Origin of the sequence: Kribbella sindirgiensis (genome assembly GCF_004331435.1) — a bacterium.
Classification (GTDB): Bacteria; Actinomycetota; Actinomycetes; order Propionibacteriales; family Kribbellaceae; genus Kribbella; species Kribbella sindirgiensis.
The window spans coordinates 479,458-496,851 of the sequence record NZ_SJKA01000001.1; the positions used below are offsets into that span (position 1 = coordinate 479,458).

The window sequence follows — 17,394 nt, forward strand, 5'->3', positions numbered from 1 at the left end:
TCTTGGGTCCCATGACTCTGACCCGCCCGGAGCTCGAGACCGACTACGCCCTCAGCCGGTCCGATATCGCGCACTTCAAGCAGCACGGGTTCGTGAAGCTGAAGAACGTGCTGAGTGCGGAGACGATCGCGGAGTACGAGCCGGAGATCACCGGCAAGGTGATCGAGCTGAACACCCAGGAACAGCCGCTGGACGAGCGCGACACCTACGGCAAGGCGTTCCTGCAGGTGACGAACCTCTGGCAGGACAGCGAGCGGGTGCTGGAGTTCGTGTCGTCGCCCCGGCTCGCGCGGATCGCGGCGCAGCTGCTCGGCGTGCAGTCCGTACGGCTGTACCACGACCAGGCGCTCTACAAGGAGTCCGGCGGCGGCGTCACCCCGTGGCACGCGGACCAGTACTACTGGCCGTTCGCGACCGACCGGTGTGTGACGCTCTGGGTCCCGCTGCAGGAGACCCCGATGGAGATGGGGCCGCTGTCGTTCGCGGCCGGCAGTCACACGTTCGAGTACGGGCGGGACCTGCCGATCAGCGACGAGTCGGAGCGCGTCCTGCAGGAAGTGCTGGCCGAGCAGAACTTCCCGGAGGTCTCCGAGCCGTTCGAGCTCGGTGAGGTCAGCTACCACCTCGGCTGGACCTTCCATCACGCACCGGCGAACACCACCGACATCCCGCGTCGCGTGATGACGGTGATCTACGTCGACGCCGCGATGGAGATCTCCGAGCCGTCGAACGCGAACCAGGTGCTGGATCTGGCCAGCTGGATGCCCGGCAACCAGCCCGGCGAAACCATCTCCTCCCCGCTCAACCCGATCGTCTACTGAGCGACCCACTCCGCCGTACGTCGATACTCTCGCGCGTTCTGTACCTATTGGTATGTACGATGCTGCCATGAACTCATCGATCAGCCGCGTCGTCGTCCTGGATCAGCACCTGCCGGAGGCGCTCCCGGTGCAGCGCGTCGAGGTCCGCCGGATCACGATCGACCCGCACACCGCGCTCGGCGCCCACGTCCACAACGGCCCCGTGTTCGGCAACATCGTGTCGGGATCGGCCGTCTACCAGCAGGCCGAGGACGCCGAGCCGCAGGTCCTGCACCCGGGCGACGTGTTCTACGAGCCCGCCGTCGAACGGATCGCCCGCTTCGACACCGAAGAAGAAGGCGTCACCTTCCTGGCCTACTTCCCGCTCACCGCCAGGCAGGACGCGACCCTCGACCTGGTTTAGAGCGTCCGCTTCTGCGGGTAGATCGTCTCGCCGCGCGCCAACTGCTCGACGTACAGCGCGATCCGGCGGGCGCGGGTTTCGGGGCGTTTCGCGTCGTTGACCCGGAACACGACGGCGAACCGGTTCGCACTGGTCAGGATCTCGAACATCGCCTGCGCCCGCGGCTCCGCAGCCAGCGCTGCCGCCAGATCATCGGGGACCTCCTGCGTGCTCGAACCGCCGTACGCCTTGTCCCAGCGGCCGTCGGCCTTCGCGCGCTCGACCTCGGCGCGTCCGGCCGGTCGCATCCGCCCTTCGGTTTCCAGGCGAGCGATCAGGCCGACGTTCCGCTGCGACCACAGGCTGCGCGCGCGTCGCGGTGTGTACCGCTGGATGAACGTCTGCTCGTCACGACTCCGCCGCTGCCCGTCGATCCACCCGTGACACAGGGCTTCCTCCAGCGCTTCGTCGTACGTCAGGCTCGTCGGCGTCGTCACGTGCTTCTTGGCCAGCACTAGCCAGACACCGTCCGATTCCTCGTGGTTCTGGTGCAGCCACCTCAGCCAGGCGGCAGCATCCACGACGATCAGTTCAGCGGTCACGAAGCTGCCTCCCGATAGCGCGCGGCCAACTGTGTCGCCGCATCCTTCAACTCTTGCGGTCCGACGAACTCCAGATCGCACTCGAACATCCCGAACGTCGCAGCCAAACCCGTCCACGACCAGCCACTGAGCGCGAGCCGGCAACTCGTCGGCGTGAGCTCCTCCACCACGGCGCCATGGCCGGCCCATTGCGCGATGTCCGACGCCTTCGCCTGCAGGATCGCCTCACCACGGCACGGGTTGCGGTCCTGCCCGCGGAACTTGCTGGAGATGTACGTCGCCACGTCCGGAGCCGGCAGTTCGCGCGGCGCGAACCGCGGACCGGTCGGCGTCTTCGGCGTCATCCGATCCACCCGGAACGTTCGCCAGTCGTTGCGATCCAGGTCCCAGCCGACGAGGTACCAGCGCCCGCCCCACGTCACCAGATGATGCGGCTCGACCTTCCGCGGCGGCACCCATTCCTCGTCCGCTGTACGAGGCGCGGCGTAGTCGAACCGCAGTACCTCGTTCGCGCGGAGCGCCGTACCGATCGCGATCAGCTGGTCCGAGTCGACCGTCGTACGGCGATGGGCGTAGCGGTCGACCGTGGTCACCTGGAGGGCGTCGACCCGTTGCCGCAGCCGCGCCGGCATCACCTGCCGGACCGTCGCGAGAGCCCGCAGCGCACCCTCTTCGATCCCGGTGACCGTGGTCGTCGCGGTCTGCAGTGCGACCGCGACCGCGATCGCCTGATCGTCGTCGAACAGCAGCGGCGGCAGATCCGCCCCCGCGTCCAGGCGGTACCCGCCGTCAGGTCCTTTGGTCGCACGCACGGGATACCCGAGGTCGCGCAGCCGGTCCACGTCCCGGCGGACGGTTCGCGGGCTGACTTCCAGGCGGTCGGCCAGCAGTTGGCCCGGCCAGTCGCGGCGGGCCTGCAGCAAGGAGAGCAGCGCGAGCAATCGGGCTGAGGTCTCGGACATGACTTCAGATTGCCATGAGTAGCGGCCAGAACCTGTCCTCTTTCACTGGAAATGTCGGTCCTAGAGCCCCTGACCGAAGGAGAGATCGTGATCAGCACCCGAGCGCTCACCCGGGACTTCGTGGTGAGCCGTACCGAGACCGTGCACGCGGTCCGCGGCATCAGCCTGGACGTCGAACCCGGCGAGCTGGTCGCCGTCCTCGGCCCGAACGGCGCCGGCAAGACGACCACGCTGCGCATGCTCACCACCTTGATCACGCCGACCTCGGGCACCGCGAGGGTCGCCGGGTACGACGTGACCACGCACCCCAGCCAGGTCCGGCGCCGGATCGGGTACGTCGGACAAGGCAACGGCGCCGGCCACTCGCAACGGGTCGGCGACGAACTCGTCGGGCAGGGCGTGATCTACGGCCACGACCGCCGTACCGCCAAGCTGCGCGCCGGTGAACTGCTCGAAGCCCTGGAGTTGAAGGACCTCGCACAGCGCAAGGTGTCGGACCTGTCGGGCGGGCAGCGCCGGCGGCTCGACGTCGCGATGGGTCTGGTGCACGCGCCGTCGCTGCTGTTCCTGGACGAGCCGTCGACCGGCCTCGACCCGCAGAACCGGGCGAACCTGTGGGACCACATCCTGCGGATGCGCGAGCAGTACTCGATGACGATCGTGCTCACCACGCACTACCTGGACGAGGCCGACTCGATGGCCGAGCGCGTCGTCGTGGTGGACCACGGCGAAGTGATCGCCGACGACACCGCCGACGGGCTGAAGGCCAAGCTGGCCGGCGACCGGCTCGCGGTGACCGTTGCTCCTGGCAACATCGCGCGGTTGAGCGAGCTGGCCGAACAGTTGCCTGGGGCCCGTGAGGTGATCGCCGTCGGCGACGAGGTCAGCGTCCGGGTCGCGGACGGACCGGCGGCGCTTCCCGAACTCGTCGCGGCCGCCCAGCGCGGCGGCGTACCGATCGCGGCGGCGCAGGTGCACCGCCCGACCCTCGACGACGTGTTCCTCAACCTCACCGGCCGCAGCCTGCGGGAAGACTCGAACGGAAAGGCAGCCTGATGACCACCCTGACCCTGTCGGCAACCTCGACGCAGACCTCGACCCAGCCCTCCCGGAACCTGCTCCGCGACATCCGGATCGTGATGCTGCGGGAACTGCAGCCGGTACTGCGGGACCCGTTCAGTCTGCTGTTCGGGATGATCCAGCCGCTGGTGTTCCTGGCCCTGTTCGGCCCGCTGCTGTCCGGATCGATGGGCGGCACGTTCGGCGACGGCGTGTGGCAGTGGTTCGTCCCGTCGATCCTGGTGATGACCACGCTGTTCGGTACGTCGACCACCGGCGCGAACCTGCTGTTCGAGTTCCAGACCGGTGCGCACGAACGGATGCTGGTCACGCCGTTGTCCCGCTCCTCGTTGCTGATCGGCCGGGCGCTGAAGGAGATGGTCCCGCTGTTCGGGCAGGCGGTGATCGTGATCGCGGTGATGACGCCGTTCGCGTTCGACCTGCACCTCGGCGGCGCGTTGATCGGGCTGGCGCTGCTGGCGGTGTTCGGCGTCGGGCTCGGTTCGTTCAGCTACGCGCTGGCGATCGCCGTTCGCAAGCAGGACTGGATGTTCTGGGTGGTGCAGCAGACGTTCCTGTTCCCGTTGATGATCCTGTCCGGGATGCTGCTGCCGCTCGAGACCGGTCCGGGCTGGATGCGGGTCGCCGCGAAGTTCAACCCGTTGTCGTACGTCGTCGACGCGGAGCGGACCCTGTTCTCGGGCGACGTACTGTCCAGCGCGGTGCTGTGGGGCTGGGTGGCGGCGATCGTGACCGCGGCGCTCGGGCTGACCGTCGGCATCCGCACGATGCTCCGCTCGGCCGATTGACCCAATTGGGCCACTGTCCCCGCTGGGCCGTCCTCGTCGAGAGAAATCACCTACGGTAGCGCTCAGATCACCCACCGCCCCCGAAGGAGATCTGATGAGGCCCCGCCCCGCCTTGTTCGCCGTACTGACTTCTCTGGCCGCCGCCGCGCTCGCCGCCTCGAGCGCGGTGGCGGCGCCGTTCACCAACACCGACGCCGACACCGCCGTCGCCAAGCGGGTGGTCGCGACCGACACCGACGGCGACTCGCTGCCGGACACCTGGGAGACGAACGGGTACGACGCGAACGGTGACGGCGTCGTCGACGTCGACCTGCCCGGGATGGGCGCGAACCCGAAGAAGAAGGACCTGTTCGTCGAGATGGACTACATGGCCGGCCGGCTCACCACCACGGCGGCCCTCGACCGGATCGTCCAGGTCTTCGCCTCCGCCCCGGTAAGCAACCCCGACGGCAGCACGGGAATCAAGATCCACCTCGACGCCGGCTCCGCGCGCGGTACGACGTACAACCTCGGCGGGGGCAACGAGGTCGCGTACGACGCCGACCTGAACCCGTCGGCCACCCAGACGAACGCGATCAAGGCCGCCAACTTCGCGTCGGCGCGGAAGGCCGTTTTTCACTACATGCTCTGGGGTGACAGCTACGACGGCGGGTGCAGCAGCGGCCAGGCGTTCAACATCCCGAACGACACCTTCATCGTCACGGTCGGTCCGAAGTGCAACTGGAACGCGACCGACGACATCAACGTCGGCACGTTCATCCACGAGCTCGGCCACAACATCGGGCTGAAGCACGGCGGCACCGACAACCTGAACTACAAGCCGAACTACCTGAGCGTGATGAACTACTCGTTCCAGCTCGGCGGGGTGCTCAAGGCCGACGGCACCAAGTACTGGGGCTACTCGAGTGTCCAGCCGACCTCGATCAACGAGGCCCGGCCGGACGAGACGGTCGGCCTCGGCAGCCTGGGCGCCGCGTACCGGACGAGCTGGAAGTGCCCGAACGGCTCGACCAGGACGACGGCGGGCGCCGCGAACCAGCCGATCGACTGGAACTGCGACGGCGACACCACCGACACCACCACGGCCGCCGACATCAACGGCGACAAGACCACGTCGATCCTGATCGCCCAGAACAACTGGGCCAACATCGTCTTCGGCGGCGGCGCCGTCGGCGGCGGCAGCGCCACCATCGCGAAGACCCCGGCGTCGGAGCTGGAAGAGCTCACCCACGACGAGTGGACCGAGATGCAACACCGCTGACCGGATCCGCCTCCCCGCACCTCAGGTGGGCGGGGAGGCGGATCTCCAGCACTCATCAATTGGCCCCGGCGCGGGGTGCTGAGCGTGGCGATGTCTGTTGGGGCGCACTTGTGGAGTGCTGGGCGTCCGCCCTCACACCGCCCAGACCCCGGTCGCCGCGGTTTCGCGGGCCCAGTCGGTGAAGTCACGCGGGGCGCGACCCAGGATCTGCTCGACTCCGTCGGAGATGTACTCGGAGCGGTGGTTGCGGATGACGGCGAAGAGGTCGCGGACCGCGTCGGCGTCCTCCGGCGTCAGGCCCTGCTCGATCAGTTCCGCGACGTGCGCTTCCGGGGCGAGGTCGACGTACGAGATCTTGCGGCCGGTCGCGGTGGTCAGCTCATCCGCGATCTCGCTCATCGTGAGCGTGCGTGGGCCGGAGATCGCGAGCGTCTGGCCGACGTACGACTCGTCGAGCAGCGCCGTCGTCATCACGTCGCCGACGTCGTCGGTGTCGATCCACGCCTCCGCCCCGGTACCGGTGGACACCCGGATCTCACCGGCCAGCACGTGGTACCGCAGGAAGTCTTCGCTGAAGCCCTGCGCGAACCAGGCCGGCTGCACGATCGTCCAGTCCCGGCCGCTTGCCTTCACGACGTTCTCCAGGTCGAGCTGCCCGTCGTACACCGCGAAGTCGCGCCCCGGGCTGCCGACGCCACGGCCCGACAGCAGCACCACGCGCCGCAGCCCCTCGGCCTGCTCGACGAACTTGCCGGCCTGCGCGAGCCCGGTCGGCCCGACCGGCGGCGCGAGGTACGCCGTATCGGTGCCGCGGACCGCGTCGGCCCAGGTGCTCTCGTCGTACCAGTCGAACCGCCGCTCGCTGGACCGGGACGCGAGCCGGTACGGGATGCCCCGCGCGTCGAGCTGCGCCGCGACGCGACGGCCGGTCTTGCCTTTGCCACTGAGGATCAGAATCGGGTTCATGGCTCTAGTCCACCGGAGCGCGGTGAGACAAACCATGGCCGTACGCCGCAATTCGATGTTCGGAACGCTCAGTCTGACGTAGGCTCGCCCCATGGACGTGCTCGACGAACTACTGGCCGGGACCCGCGCGCAGGACGGGGTGTTCAACCTGACGATCCTGGATCTGCCCTGGGCGCTGGAGATCCGGGACGAGGCGCCGCTGGCACTCGCGATCCTCGTCCGCGGTTCCGGCTGGCTGGCCCGCGACGGGCTCGAGCCGCTGCGGATGGAGCAGGGCGACGTCGCGATCGTCACCGGCCCGGAGCCGTACGTCGTCAGCGACAGCCTGAGCACCGCGCCGCAACTCCGGATCCACCCCGGCGGCATCTGCGAACCGTTGCCCGGGGCACCGATCGACTACTCGGCCCGGCTCGGCGTGCGGACGTACGGCGCCCGCAAGTCCGGCGAGGTGATGGTTGCCAGCGGCACCTATCAGGTCGCGGGCGACGTCAACCGCCGGCTCATCACCGCCCTCCCGCCGGTGCTCGTCGTACCGGCGGCCGAGGTGGCGGGGTCGGTGATGGACATGATCACCAGCGAGATCCAGCGTGACGCGCCCGGTCAGCAGAGCGTGCTGGACCGGTGGCTCGACCTGGCACTGATCACCACGCTGCGCGCGTGGTTCGCCCGGCCGGATTCGCACGCGCCGGGGTGGTACCAGGCGCAGACCGATCCGGTGGCGGGTACGGCGTTGCGCCTGCTGCACGAGGATCCGGCGTACCCGTGGAACGTCACCGAGCTCGCGGATCGGGTCGGGATCTCGCGCGCGTCGCTGGCCCGGCGGTTCAGCGCGGTCGTCGGCGAGGCGCCGATGAGCTACCTGACCGGCTGGCGGATCACGCTCGCCGCGGATCAGCTGCGATCGACGCGGGACACGGTCGAGACGATCGCCCGGCGGGTCGGGTACGCGAACGCCTTCGCGTTGAGTGTTGCGTTCAAGCGAGTCCGAGGGGTCACACCGACCGCGCATCGCCGGGCGGCGTGATGGGACACGAAGAAATCCCGCTGAGTCTTGACGAGTTACGGCAGCTGAGTCTGTGGACGGCTGACTGTGCTGAGCAGGCGCTGCCGCTGTTCGAGGCGGCCGCGCCGGGCGATCGGCGAGCGCGGGACGCGATCGAGGCAGCCCGCGAGTTCGGCGCCGGAGGCAAACGAACGAAGGCCATCCGAACCACTGCGTTCGCAGCACTGAAGGCGGCCGGTGAGATGAAGGACGCAGCCGCCGAAGCGGCTGCGCGGGCGGCGGTCGGTGCGGCTGGGTCGGCTTATCTGCATCCGTTCGCGGCGGCTACTCAGGTGAAGCACATCGTCGCGGCGGCGCAGTACGCGGCGTACGCGCAGGAGCTGGCGACCGGCGATCCGGCCGCGGCCGACACGGTCATCCGATGGGCGGTCGAACGCGTCCCGCCCACTGTCCGCGAGATCCTCGGGCGCTACCCCGAAGGCACTCCCGGCCGTAGCCGCCTCGGCGAGCTGCACCGCCAACTGGAAGCCGAACTCAGGCGACCGTCGACCGCATGAACGCGAGCGCCTGCGGCCAAGCCAGCCGGAACGCGTCCGCGTTCACATCCTTGTCATGCCGCGACTTGTCCGAGAACCCATGGTCCGCACCAGGAAAGTACTGCGCGAACGTGGCGCCGGCGGTCCGCGCCTGCAACACGGTCTGCAACGTCTCGAAGTCCGCATTCGGTACGGCGGCATCCGCGCTCGGGTAGCTCACCAGCACCGGCGCCGTCACCCCGGCGGCCTCGGCGATCGCGTCGTACGTGTGATGCGGCGGCCGGTTCGACGGCACCGTCGGGTGGAAGGCGACGACGTTCGCCACGCGCTGGTCGCGCGCCCCGAGCAGGAACGCGAACCGTCCCCCGAGACACCAGCCGATGACGCCGACCTTGCTGCACCCGAGGTCGTCGAACAGGTAGTCCAGCAACGCGCTCTGCTCGGCGAGAGCGGCATCGTCGTCCATCTCCCGCAGCAGCCCGCTCAGCTCTTCCCGGGTGGCGTTGTCGGTGCTGCGCCCCTTGAACGGGTCCCACACCAGCGCGGTGATCCCTTCCCCGGCCAACTCGTCGGCCCACTCCCGGATCTGCTCACCGATCCCGGTGATCATCGGTAACAGCAACATGCCGGCCCGCCCGACCCGCGCGAGATACGCGTCCTGCTCCCCAACCGTCACCGTCACACCCATGCGCGCATCTTAGAGGGCATCTGGGAGCTCTGGCTGCCAGATGCCCTCTCGGGTCAGCTGACCTTGACCGTGACGATGATCGACAGTCCGGCGGCATGCTGCTTGGTCGCTGGGCGATAGACGCGGACGTACCACGTGCCGGCACTCGGGAAGGCGTACCCGAAGCGGGTGATGCGGGTGGTCGGAACCGCAACGGTCTTCGCCGAGGTCCACTTGGTCGCACCCACCTTGCGGACCTGGAGGATCGCGTACGCTCCGGCGTCGTACGGGTTCGCCAGCGCCTCGTAGGCGACCGCCCGGCCGTGGACGGCCGTCCGAGGCGCGATCCGCCAACTGACGACCGAGCTCGAGACTGCTCCGATCGCGCGGGTGATCAACGTTTCGCCGGGGACGCTGGAAGCCAGGACCGCACGGAACGCGCCGTTGATCGCGCTGACGAACGGGATCGACGCGACGCCTCCGGCCACCGTCTTCGCGGATCCGAGCGTCACCCAACGGGTCGTACCGACGGCCTGCCGCTGCAGGTAGACGGTGACACCCGACGGCGCAGCGGACCAGACGTTGAGGCTTCGCATGTCCTGTACGACGACCTTCGCCGTACCGGTGCCGCCGTACGGAACGGCCGGCGCCGAGACGGTGGCCCGGCGCGCGGCGTACACCGTGGCGGGCACGGCGACGTTGCGCGCGTAACCGTCGGTCGTGTGCAGGAAGAAGGTGAACTTGTTCGCACCGGCGAGCCGCGGCGTCACAGTCGCGGACTTCCGCAGACTGGGCAGGGGGTTCGGCACCGAACACCAGCTGCCGACGGCAACACTGGTGGAACTCGGCCCGGCCAGACCGACCTCGCACGAGTCGAGCTGCTTACCGGCCGGCGGATCCGCGCTGAACGCGACGGTCGACGCCCGTCCGACCACCAGCTTCGGGGCCGACATCGCGGCGCTGAAGTCCGTGACCGTGATGGTCTTGGCGGCCGGCGCGCCGATCAACCGACCTGCAGTGTCGAGCAGGCTCAACGAGATCTGGTGTGTACCGAGCGTGAGCTGCGGGTCGCCCATGACGAACTGGACGTTCTGCCACGAGGTGGCCGGGTCCTGCCAGTTCACCGTCTTCCACGCCGGCGTCACGGACACCGCCCGGTCAACCCCGTCGACGGTCAGCTTCACGACATCCGGCTTGCTCCCACTGAGCAGTGGTCCGGTGATCTTCAGATTCCCACCGACGTACGCCGGGCTGACCTGCGTCCCGGTCCCGGTGTCGAACAGCACCGGGTCCTGATGGTTCACCCGGACGAACGTGTACTTCCCGGAACCGTAGAAGCCCGACGCGTCGCGCGCTTTGGCCTCGACGCGGTAGAGACCGTCCGGCACCGCGGCGAAGCCGAGATCGATCACAGCATCGTGGTCGACTCCGCGGGGCACGTCGAACGGCGCTGATCCCGTCAGGACGGGCGCCCCGGTCGCGAGGTCGATCACCCGCAGCTCGGCGACGTCGTCCCGCGGGTACTGCGAACTGACCCGGAACGTCCCGGTCGTGTCGACGACGGCGTCGCTGAACAGCTGCCCGTCGCGGACGTGCCGGAGGTCGGAGATCGACGACGGCGAGGTCACGTAGACATTCCCGCCGCCGAACGCCTGGCCGCCGGACGCGGTGGTCAGCTTGGCCGTCAGCATCATCGCGCCGAGACCGGGGTGGTTCCAGTCGCCGACCTGCAACGGAACGGTCACCTGGCATCCGCTGCCGCAGGTACCGGACGCGATCTCCACGGATCCCTTGACGTCGTAGCCGAGGCTGACATCGACCCGGCCGGACGCTTCGCCGCCGAGTTCGACCGACATCTTCACCGGCAGGTCGCCGAGCGCGACCGTGCTGTCGACGGCCGGGCTGTCCACGGTGACGGTCGGCGTACCGTCCGCGGCGTACGCCGATCCGGTGCCTCCGGCTACCACGGCCAGCACCAAGGCAGCTGTCACGGAACGCATCACTGAACGCATTCGCGAATCTCCCCAGAACCCCAAGTGGCGAGTTCCAGATGACTCGCGTCCACTGGATATCGTCAGCGGCGCGCGGACGTTACAGCTCAGCCGACGCCGACCGTCTGGTGGTCCACCTCGATGACGCCGACGACGCGTTCGACGTCGCGGCCGTAGGGCCGGCCGATGTACTTCTGGGCGATCTGATCGACGAGGTCCCAGCCGGCGTCGCCGTCGATCCACTCGACGACGCGGCCGCGGACGATGACCGGCTCGTACGGGTTGTCGACCGGAGCGAGCGACAGCGCGACCCGCGGATCGCGGCGGAGGTTGCGGGCCTTCTGGGAGTTCGGGCCGGTCAGGAAGATGATCTTGTCGTCGATCGAGCTCACCCAGAGCGGGATGGAGTGCGGCGACCCGTCCGGCAGAACGGTGGCCAGGTGGGCGATGGACGTGCTCTCGACAGCGCTGCGTACGGCGGGCTTCAACATGGCACTGCTCCTTCAGCGGACGATCTCGTAGTGGAGGTGGGTGACGCCGGGCGCGGGCACGGCCTCGATCAGGTTCAGGCGGATGTGCTCGGGAAGCTCCTGGAAGAACGGCCGGCCGCTGCCGAGCAGGATCGGCACCTGATGCAGCACGATCTCGTCGACGAGACCCGCCTGGAGTGCCGCAGTCGCGACTCCCCCGCCCATCAGGCCAACGTCCTTCCCGCCGGCCAACTCACGCCCTGCCGCGATCGCGTCCTCGATGGTGTTGGCGAGCGTCTGCTGTTCGCTGATCTCCGCCACGGGACCATGACTCAGCACGACCAGAGGAGCCTTCGGGTGCGGGCTCCCGCCGCCGAAGTGGCCCGAGTCGTCGTACGTCTTGTGCCCAGCGACCATCGCGCCGACCCGACCGGCGAGCGCGTCGAAGACCCGTGCGCTCGGTGCGCTCAGCTTGAAGCCGTCGAACACCCGGCTCGGGGTGTCGCCGTCGAAGTACCAGTCGAACAGCATCGAGGCGTCGCCGAGACCCCGCTTCGGACCGGAGCCGCGTCCGGTGATGTACCCGTCGACCGAGACGGCGAGGGCGCAGACCACCTTGCTCATCGTGTTCACCTTCCCTTGGGGTTCCTTGAAGGAACGCTAACATGTTGGAGTTTCTTTAGGGAACCCCAAGAGCTAGACTGGTTTCATGCAGCGAACGGACTTCAGTGAGATGGCGTGCTCGATCGCGCGCACGCTGGACGTGATCGGCGAGCCGTGGTCTCCGTTGATCCTGCGCGACGTCTGGGTCGGGTTCTCCCGGTTCGAGCAGCTCCAGGCGGATCTCGGGATCTCCCGCAAGGTACTCACCGAGCGGCTGAACCACTTGGTCGACCGGGACGTCCTGGAGCGCCGGCCGTACGACAACCGGCCGCGGTACGAGTACGTGCTGACCGACCGCGGCCGGGAGCTGGTCGACGTCCTCATGGTGATGGTTGCCTGGGGCGACAAATGGCTGGCCGGCCAGGCCGGACCGCCGGTCCTCTACCGGCACCACGCCTGCGGAGAGATCAGCCACGTGGACCTGGCCTGCGCGCACTGCGGCAAGCCGATGCACGCCGACGACATCGACATCCTCCCCGGCCCCGGCGCCGCGGTCTAGCTGCAGTACTCGCGAAACACCTCGAGATCGCTGTCCACGCGGGCGATTCGGTCGAAGCCCCAGGTGTCGACGCCGGGTCGGTCGACCTCGGTCAGCACCCGGGCGGACATGTCCCGCAGACCGCGGGCGAGCAGCGCGAACTCGAGGTGGTCGGCGTCCAGGTCGTCGGCGCCGTACTCGTCGAGGAACTCCGCCAGCCGATCCCCATCGGCCGCGACCCACACGTCGTACTCCCGGGGCCCGATCACGGCGTTCTCCCAGTCGAGGATCGCCGCGACCTCACCGTGGTCGTCGATCAAGACGTTCAAACCATGCAGATCCGTGTGACACAGGACGTCGCGCACCGGTTTGAGTCGCGTTCGTACGTCGTCCAACCGCGCGATCGCCGCCGCCACCACGTCCGCCCGGTCCGCGATCCACGGGTGCTGCAGGTGCCGCCCCAGGGTCCGGATGTGCGGCTCGCTGACGTCTGCGGGCGGCAGCGTCACCCGCACCGGCGCCTCGTGCACCTGCCGCAATGCCCGCGCCACCACACGCCAGTCGCTCCAGGTCGCCGTACGCCCTTCGATATAAGGGAAGACAGCGACGTTCTTCGCGGACAGCTCACCCTGCAGCGTGCGCAACGGCTCCACCACCGGCAGCCCGAGAGCGTGCAACTCGGCCAACTGCAACAACCCTGACGGCTCCTCGCCTTCCTTCCACACCTTCACGAACCATCGGCCGTCTGCCACCCAGCCGTCGGTCGCGAAGCCGCCAGGGTGCGGCTCGAGCGAGGAGACGGTCAGTCCGTAGTCGCGTTGCAGGTCCACACCCGCATCACATCACCTGTGCTGGGCGGCGAGCATCCGGATTACGGCGGCGTTCACCAGGATCAGGATCAGCGCCGAGAAGAGCAGCAGCGCGACCTCGGCCGGGAGGAGCGCGATGCCCAGGCCGATCGCGAGGACCGGGATCGCGAGTCCGGCGTACGCGATCAGGAAGAGGGCAGCCAGGACCTCACCGCGGGACGACGGGTCGGCGAGCGCCGCGGCGGTCGCCACGGCACCGCGGAACACCAGGCCCACCCCGGCACCGGCGACGACCCCGCCGATGACGAAGAGGTACAGGTTCGGGAGGAGCCCGCCGACCGCGACGCCCACCAGACCGACGGACATCGCGACCAGTCCGAGGCGGAGCTGCGCCGGGCGCGAGAGGCGGACGAAGACGGCCTGGCTCACGGCACCGGCGATGAAGACGGCGAAGGTGACGACCCCGGCGAGCAGACGGGACGTGTGGTGCAGGACGCCGGCCAGGAACGTCGGCGCCAGGGACGTGAAGAGACCGAAGATCGCGAACGCCGCGAAGGCGCCGATCGCGGACGCGAAGAAGAGCGGACGCGCGGACGAGGGCAGTGCGACCCGCTGCGGCCGGTACGCCGGACGTTCCTCCAACCGCTCCACGGTCTCCGGCACCAGCGCGATCCCCACCGCGCTGATCAGCAGCAGCACCAGGAAGATCTCGTACGGACGCTCCAGCGGTGCCGACACGTACTGCGCCAGCAGACCACCCACGAGCGGCCCGAACGCCAGCCCGCCGAGGTTCACCATGCTCGAGATCAGCGCGGACCGACTCGGATCCTCACCGGGACGCGCGACCTGCCGCAGCTCGGACAGGTGCGCGGTCGCGGTCGCCGTCAGTACGCCGACACCGACACCGCAGATGAACCGCGCCAGCAGCAGCCCCGGAACGTCCGGCCAGATCAGGAAGATCGCCGCGGACAACACCTCCGCGAGGACGGCGAGCAACGCGACCCTCCGCCGCCCGAGCCAGTCACTGACATGCCCGGCCAGGTACAGCGCCGCCATCACCCCGACCGCGTAGCTGGCGAAGATCACCGTGATCACGTACGTCGGGAAGCCGTCGCGCTGCTGGTAGATCGCATAGAGCGGTGTCGGGATCGTCGAGAAGGCCATCGTGGTGAGGAAGGCCGCCGCGATCACCCAGAACCCCGGAGCATGAGCGAACCGGATCCGTACGCCGGTTCGCGAAGACGTCATGGTGGACATGGTTCCAGCGTGCCGCGCCGCATCTATCGAGTCCAACGAAAGTTCTTGCACGCTCTTATCGGCGAATCCGATAATTGGAGCTGTGGACAGTCGCCAGCTGGAGTACTTCGTCGCCGTCGCCGAGGAACTGAGCTTCACCCGCGCGGCGCACCGGTTGTTCACGGTGCAGTCCACGGTCTCGGCCGCCGTACGAGCGCTGGAGACCGATCTGAAGACGACGCTCTTCGATCGCTCGACCCGGCGCGTCGTGCTATCGGCGGCCGGTCAGGCGTTGCTGCCGGAGGCCAAGGCCGCACTCGAGGCGCTGGACCGCGCGCGGGCCGCCGTGGAGGAGGCTTCGTCGGGGTTGCGTGGCAGCATCCGGATCGGGACGCTGGCCCGCCTCAGCCTGGTGAACATGGCCGAGCTGCTCGGGGCGTTCCATCGCACGTACCCGCTGGTCGAGGTCCAGGTCGCGACCTCGCCGACCGGGTCGACCGGCCTCGCGGACGACGTACGGCACGGCCGGCTGGACATCGCGCTGCTCGGGCTGCCGCGGCCGGAGCTGTCCGGCCTGGAGGTCCGCGACATCGCCACGGTTCCGTTCGTGGCGCTGGTCCCGTCGTCGCATCCGCTCGCCGATCGCACCGGGATCGAGCTCGGCGACCTCGCGACCGAGCGGTTCGTGGACATGCCGACGGGTTTCGGGAACCGGAAGATGGTCGACCGGGCCTTCGACGCGATCGGGAGGCCCCGGCGGATCCAGGTCGAGGTGCCGGAGCTGACCACGATCCCGGACTACGTGCGCGCCGGTCTGGGCGTCGGCGTCGTCCCGGACCTCGAACTGGCCGCGGAGCCGGGCGTCGCCAAACTCCCGATCACCGGCGCCGACCTCACCTGGACGCTGTCCGTGGTGACGATCGCCGGACGACGACCGAGCAGAGCGGTCACCGCCCTGCTCGATCTGATCGGCGACTCGACCCGTGCAGAAGGTCCGTACTTCTGACGTTCGCGAGACTTACATCACCCGGGAATGTAAGTTCCGGTTCGCTCGTTGTACACGACGCTTGGTGATGTATCACCAAGCAGACACCCAAACCTGGGGGCCTTTGCTACGGATCGTCCGGCACGTTCCAGCCGGCGAAGGGAAGGAAGCGCGACATGGCAACTGTCTCGTTCAAGGGAGCCACCCGGGTCTACCCGGGCACCGACCTCGCCGCGGTCGACGCACTCGACCTGGACATCGAGGACGGGGAGTTCATGGTGCTCGTCGGCCCGTCCGGCTCCGGGAAGTCGACGGCGCTGCGGATGCTCGCCGGGCTCGAAGAGGTGAACGAGGGCGCGATCTTCATCGGCGACCGGGACGTCACCAACGCCCCGCCGAAGGAACGCGACATCGCGATGGTGTTCCAGAACTATGCGCTGTACCCGCACATGTCGGTCGCGGACAACATGGGCTTCGCCCTGAAGATGCAGGGCATCCACAAGGACGAGCGCGCTCAGCGCGTGCAGGAGGCCGCGAAGCTGCTCGGTCTGGAGGAGTACCTCGACCGCAAGCCGAAGGCACTGTCAGGTGGTCAGCGTCAGCGCGTCGCGATGGGCCGCGCGATCGTCCGTAACCCGCAGGTCTTCCTGATGGACGAGCCGCTGTCGAACCTCGACGCCAAGCTCCGGGTCCAGACCCGCACCCAGATCGCCGAACTGCAGCACCGGCTCGGCGTCACCACGGTCTACGTCACCCACGACCAGGTCGAGGCCATGACGATGGGCGACCGGGTCGCCGTCCTTCGCGACGGCGTGCTGCAGCAGGTCGACACCCCGCTGAACCTCTACGACCGTCCGCGGAACAAGTTCGTGGCCGGCTTCATCGGATCGCCCGCGATGAACCTGATCGAGGCCGAGATCGTCGAGGGCGGCGCGAAGGTCGGCGACTACGTGGTCCCGATCGCGCGCGACGTACTGGCCAAGGCCGGCGACGACACGACGCTGACGCTCGGCGTCCGCCCGGAGGCGCTGCATCTCGCGGACAACGGTCTGCCGGTGAAGGTGTCGGTGATCGAGGAGCTGGGGTCGGACGCGTTCCTGTACGGGACCGCCGAGCACACCAGTGACCAGATCATCGCCAGGATCGGCACCCGGCTGCACAACGACAAGGGCACCGTCGTCCACCTGGCGCCGGACCCCGACAAGCTGCACCTCTTCTCCACGTCCACCGAGGAGCGGCTTGTGTAGTTTGGCCCCGTGGGCCTTTGGATCAAGGACGCACCAGGTGTGATGGAGCTGCCGTCGGGCCGGCTCGTGCGCGGACGTGGTCTGCGCAACGGCGCGGCGGCGGAACCGTTCCCGACGTACGGCGTGTATCTGCTCGGTAAGGAACCGCCGGACGTGCCGTGGGAGACGCACTGGATCAAGTGGCCGGACTTCCGGCTGCCCGTGGATCGCGCGCAGGCGCTGACGACCTTTCGCGAGGCGCTGGAGCGGACCGGGACCGGGCGGGTCGAGTTCGCGTGCGGGGGCGGCCGCGGGCGGACCGGGACAGCGCTCGCGTGTCTCGCGGTACTGGACGGGCTGCCCGCGGATCAGGCAGTCGACTATGTACGACGGCATTACGACAAGCACGCGGTGGAGACGCCGTGGCAGAAGCGGTACGTGCTAAATCTGTTGACCCAGGGCTGAGGG

The 17,394-nt window shown here is 68.6% G+C and carries 20 protein-coding genes; 11 read left to right on the forward strand and 9 right to left on the reverse strand.

The features are described 5' to 3' along the window. Positions 1–11 precede the first annotated feature (11 nt). Together E0H50_RS02410 and E0H50_RS02415 are read left to right on the forward strand one after the other, a co-directional pair. Positions 12–821, forward strand: a complete 810-nt coding sequence (locus E0H50_RS02410; protein WP_131284242.1) for a phytanoyl-CoA dioxygenase family protein — start codon at positions 12–14, stop codon at positions 819–821. A 67-nt stretch (positions 822–888) separates the two neighbouring features. Next, positions 889–1,224, forward strand: coding sequence for a cupin domain-containing protein (locus E0H50_RS02415; RefSeq protein WP_131284243.1), 336 nt, complete (start codon positions 889–891; stop codon positions 1,222–1,224). Here the strand turns inward: E0H50_RS02415 and E0H50_RS02420 are convergent. Both E0H50_RS02420 and E0H50_RS02425 read right to left on the reverse strand, forming a co-directional pair. Continuing rightward, the gene (locus E0H50_RS02420; RefSeq protein WP_131284244.1) at positions 1,221–1,805 is read right to left on the reverse strand and encodes a YdeI/OmpD-associated family protein; all 585 of its coding nucleotides are present in this window, start codon (positions 1,803–1,805) and stop codon (positions 1,221–1,223) included. The two genes, E0H50_RS02415 and E0H50_RS02420, sit on opposite strands and share 4 nt — an antisense overlap. Continuing rightward, the gene (locus E0H50_RS02425) at positions 1,802–2,767 is read right to left on the reverse strand and encodes a helix-turn-helix transcriptional regulator (RefSeq protein WP_131284245.1); all 966 of its coding nucleotides are present in this window, start codon (positions 2,765–2,767) and stop codon (positions 1,802–1,804) included. The genes E0H50_RS02420 and E0H50_RS02425 overlap by 4 nt, the downstream gene beginning before the upstream one ends. 87 nt (positions 2,768–2,854) lie before the next feature. On the opposite strand from E0H50_RS02425, the gene E0H50_RS02430 reads away from it, so the two are divergent. From E0H50_RS02430 to E0H50_RS02440, 3 genes are all read left to right on the forward strand, one after another. Beyond that, on the forward strand, positions 2,855–3,823 hold the full coding sequence (locus tag E0H50_RS02430; protein WP_131284246.1) for an ATP-binding cassette domain-containing protein: 969 nt from the start codon (positions 2,855–2,857) through the stop codon (positions 3,821–3,823). Further along, the gene (locus E0H50_RS02435) at positions 3,823–4,635 is read left to right on the forward strand and encodes an ABC transporter permease (protein WP_131284247.1); all 813 of its coding nucleotides are present in this window, start codon (positions 3,823–3,825) and stop codon (positions 4,633–4,635) included. The genes E0H50_RS02430 and E0H50_RS02435 overlap by 1 nt, the downstream gene beginning before the upstream one ends. Before the next feature lie 94 nt (positions 4,636–4,729). Beyond that, positions 4,730–5,896, forward strand: a complete 1,167-nt coding sequence (locus tag E0H50_RS02440) for a zinc metalloprotease (RefSeq protein ID WP_131284248.1) — start codon at positions 4,730–4,732, stop codon at positions 5,894–5,896. Positions 5,897–6,028: 132 nt separating this feature from the next. On the opposite strand, the gene E0H50_RS02445 is transcribed toward E0H50_RS02440, so the two are convergent. Further along, complete coding sequence (locus tag E0H50_RS02445; protein ID WP_131284249.1) at positions 6,029–6,862, reverse strand: NAD(P)H-binding protein; 834 nt, start codon at positions 6,860–6,862, stop codon at positions 6,029–6,031. A 91-nt stretch (positions 6,863–6,953) separates the two neighbouring features. On the opposite strand from E0H50_RS02445, the gene E0H50_RS02450 reads away from it, so the two are divergent. Both E0H50_RS02450 and E0H50_RS02455 read left to right on the forward strand, forming a co-directional pair. After that, positions 6,954–7,886, forward strand: a complete 933-nt coding sequence (locus tag E0H50_RS02450) for an AraC family transcriptional regulator (RefSeq protein ID WP_131284250.1) — start codon at positions 6,954–6,956, stop codon at positions 7,884–7,886. Then, on the forward strand, positions 7,886–8,422 hold the full coding sequence (locus E0H50_RS02455) for a putative immunity protein (protein ID WP_131284252.1): 537 nt from the start codon (positions 7,886–7,888) through the stop codon (positions 8,420–8,422). The genes E0H50_RS02450 and E0H50_RS02455 overlap by 1 nt, the downstream gene beginning before the upstream one ends. On the opposite strand, the gene E0H50_RS02460 is transcribed toward E0H50_RS02455, so the two are convergent. The 4 genes from E0H50_RS02460 to E0H50_RS02475 form a co-directional block, all read right to left on the reverse strand. Beyond that, positions 8,400–9,089, reverse strand: coding sequence for a dienelactone hydrolase family protein (locus E0H50_RS02460; protein ID WP_131284254.1), 690 nt, complete (start codon positions 9,087–9,089; stop codon positions 8,400–8,402). The genes E0H50_RS02455 and E0H50_RS02460 overlap by 23 nt on opposite strands. Positions 9,090–9,142: 53 nt before the next feature. Then, entirely contained in the window at positions 9,143–11,059 is a 1,917-nt protein-coding gene (locus E0H50_RS02465) for a hypothetical protein (protein ID WP_131284257.1), read from the reverse strand. Positions 11,060–11,166: 107 nt separating this feature from the next. After that, complete coding sequence (locus tag E0H50_RS02470) at positions 11,167–11,550, reverse strand: TIGR03618 family F420-dependent PPOX class oxidoreductase (protein WP_131284259.1); 384 nt, start codon at positions 11,548–11,550, stop codon at positions 11,167–11,169. A gap of 12 nt (positions 11,551–11,562) precedes the next feature. Next, positions 11,563–12,153: a dihydrofolate reductase family protein gene (locus E0H50_RS02475; RefSeq protein WP_131284261.1), complete on the reverse strand. Its 591-nt coding sequence runs from the start codon at positions 12,151–12,153 to the stop codon at positions 11,563–11,565. Between the two features lie 85 nt (positions 12,154–12,238). On the opposite strand from E0H50_RS02475, the gene E0H50_RS02480 reads away from it, so the two are divergent. After that, positions 12,239–12,691 carry a winged helix-turn-helix transcriptional regulator gene (locus tag E0H50_RS02480; RefSeq protein WP_131284262.1) on the forward strand — a complete coding sequence of 151 codons (453 nt, stop codon included), beginning with the start codon at positions 12,239–12,241 and terminating at the stop codon, positions 12,689–12,691. Here E0H50_RS02480 and E0H50_RS02485 read toward each other — a convergent pair. Next, entirely contained in the window at positions 12,688–13,500 is an 813-nt protein-coding gene (locus E0H50_RS02485) for a phosphotransferase enzyme family protein (RefSeq protein ID WP_131284264.1), read from the reverse strand. The two genes, E0H50_RS02480 and E0H50_RS02485, sit on opposite strands and share 4 nt — an antisense overlap. 12 nt (positions 13,501–13,512) lie before the next feature. Continuing rightward, positions 13,513–14,727 carry an MFS transporter gene (locus tag E0H50_RS02490; RefSeq protein ID WP_238150723.1) on the reverse strand — a complete coding sequence of 405 codons (1,215 nt, stop codon included), beginning with the start codon at positions 14,725–14,727 and terminating at the stop codon, positions 13,513–13,515. A 91-nt stretch (positions 14,728–14,818) separates the two neighbouring features. Here E0H50_RS02490 and E0H50_RS02495 point away from each other — a divergent pair, with 91 nt between their 5' ends. From E0H50_RS02495 to E0H50_RS02505, 3 genes are all read left to right on the forward strand, one after another. Continuing rightward, positions 14,819–15,721: a LysR family transcriptional regulator gene (locus E0H50_RS02495; RefSeq protein ID WP_131284268.1), complete on the forward strand. Its 903-nt coding sequence runs from the start codon at positions 14,819–14,821 to the stop codon at positions 15,719–15,721. Between the two features lie 155 nt (positions 15,722–15,876). Beyond that, the gene (locus tag E0H50_RS02500; protein WP_131284270.1) at positions 15,877–16,947 is read left to right on the forward strand and encodes an ABC transporter ATP-binding protein; all 1,071 of its coding nucleotides are present in this window, start codon (positions 15,877–15,879) and stop codon (positions 16,945–16,947) included. Positions 16,948–16,956: 9 nt separating this feature from the next. After that, positions 16,957–17,391, forward strand: a complete 435-nt coding sequence (locus E0H50_RS02505; protein ID WP_238150724.1) for a phosphatase domain-containing protein — start codon at positions 16,957–16,959, stop codon at positions 17,389–17,391. Positions 17,392–17,394 lie beyond the last annotated feature (3 nt).